Genomic DNA, 1704 nt, shown 5'->3' with positions numbered 1-1704 from the left:
CAGAACCGCTTTTCAATCTTCGGGTCATGCTGCAATTGACCTTGCCACTTATTCTTCGGGTTATGATCAATATTGCCGGGGTTGTTATTGCGAATGCCTCTGGTCACTGTTTACCTCCCAACCGTTTATTGATAGTGCGGATAGCAAACTCACGTATCTTCTCAACGCCAATAAAGCCCACCAGCCCACCAATGAAAGGGGCGGCATTACTGGGTATACCGAACAGCTCTAAGCCGCTCGAAATCCCCCATGACAACGCCCCGCACAGAATGCCTTCTACCCATTTGTTTTTACGGTCTACCCCGTCATACACCAGACGTCCGTAACAAATGACGATAGCCAAAACAGAGCCGGATATCTGCGGCCACGAGTTTTTAAGGCCGTTCAGCAGTTCGGCCCATAAATCAGGATGTTCTTTCATCTTCATAATCCACCCCATTGAGATAATGGGCGTCCGTGGGGTGAACAAGGGTTACCCCGGTGAGTTGTAATGATCGGGTTCAATGATTGCCTGGTCTAATTTGAAAAACCTAACACCTTGCGTTTTATCTTCTTTTAAAATGGCTTTTCTGATCCTTTGGAGGGTAATTCTGGAAATCAATTCGGGTATTGACTCCCTGATACAATACGCTGTTGCGCCCGCATTCTTTGAGACAGGCTCCGGCAATTGAACCAGAATAAACTTTCTTCTGCCGCCATCTTTCTTGTTTTGTTTCAACACCGCATGTCCGGTAGAACCACTTCCTGCAAAAAAATCAAGAATGATATCTTCGCTATCCGTGACCTTCATTAAGTGCTCAATTAATCCTGTCGGCTTGGGATAATCAAAAACAGAAGAACCGAGAAGGGCTTCAACCTCTTTACTTCCCTGCTTCGTGGTAAAACCGGTTATTATTGTTTTCGGGTGTTCGGTGCCGCGCTTTTTAACATACTGGAGCACACCGTTCTGTTTGAAAAAGAACTCAACAACCTGCTGCCCTTTAGAGTCAAAAGTCTCATTCCCTGACAGCCAGTTTTCGATCTGACGCTTCATCGTCCAGCCCGCCTTTAGCGTAACTTCACTGGCTAAGGCTCCATCCTTACACTCAAATACACCGGCAGTCACTTCAACGGCTTCTTTATCGCCAAATACTGACGGAAACGTTTTATTTTCACCCAGGAACTTAATCCCGGCAGGGAAGGTTATTTCTGACGCCGGGTTTTTTACGCTTACCTTTTTTATTGCGCGATCTGAAACCAGGCTATCATCGCCCTTATAAACAATACGGGGTAACTGTGACAGGTCTTTTGCATATACCAAGATATATTCGTGTTCTCGTGTAAACGTTGATGATGAAGTTCTTCCATTTTTCCAAATCAATCTTTCAACGAAATTGCCTTCACCAAATATCTCATTGCACAAATAAGACAAATTAACCACTTCATGATCATCTATCGATATAAAGATAATGCCATCGTCAGACAATAAATCTCTGGCTAACTTCAATCTGGGGTACATCATATTGAGCCAGTTGTCACGGAAGCTATCTTGATAAATAAAATCCTTGCCTGTGTTATAAGGCGGATCGATATAAATCATCTTCACTTTCTTGTGACAGGACTTTCGTAATAACTTAAGCACTTCAAGGTTATCACCCTCAATAAACAAGTTTTCCGTGGTATCCCAGTTCACACTTTCTTCTTTACAAGGGCGTAAGGTGCCTG

Annotated in this window: 2 protein-coding genes and 1 pseudogene; all 3 read right to left on the bottom strand. The window is 43.9% G+C overall.

Annotated features, from left to right (window positions below):
- Window positions 1-107, bottom strand: a pseudogene (locus Xind_RS21935) (structural protein); the annotation flags it as partial.
- The gene (locus Xind_RS19450) at window positions 104-427 is read right to left on the bottom strand and encodes a phage holin, lambda family (protein WP_246432634.1); all 324 of its coding nucleotides are present in this window, start codon (window positions 425-427) and stop codon (window positions 104-106) included. The pseudogene Xind_RS21935 and the gene Xind_RS19450, both read right to left, overlap by 4 nt.
- A gap of 45 nt (window positions 428-472) precedes the next feature.
- On the bottom strand, window positions 473-1704 hold a 1232-nt coding region (locus Xind_RS19445; RefSeq protein WP_187650928.1), incomplete at its 5' end, for a site-specific DNA-methyltransferase.

It is taken from the genome of Xenorhabdus indica (assembly GCF_014467235.1).
Lineage (GTDB): Bacteria > Pseudomonadota > Gammaproteobacteria > Enterobacterales > Enterobacteriaceae > Xenorhabdus > Xenorhabdus indica.
Note: the sequence above shows the minus strand (reverse complement) of the source record. Positions and strands in the feature narration are given on the sequence as shown.

Bases quoted from the DNA above. Each gene is read 5' to 3' on its own strand.
- Xind_RS19450 (WP_246432634.1), bottom strand. From the start codon at position 427: ATGAAGATGAAAGAACATCCTGATTTATGGGCCGAACTGCTGAACGGC.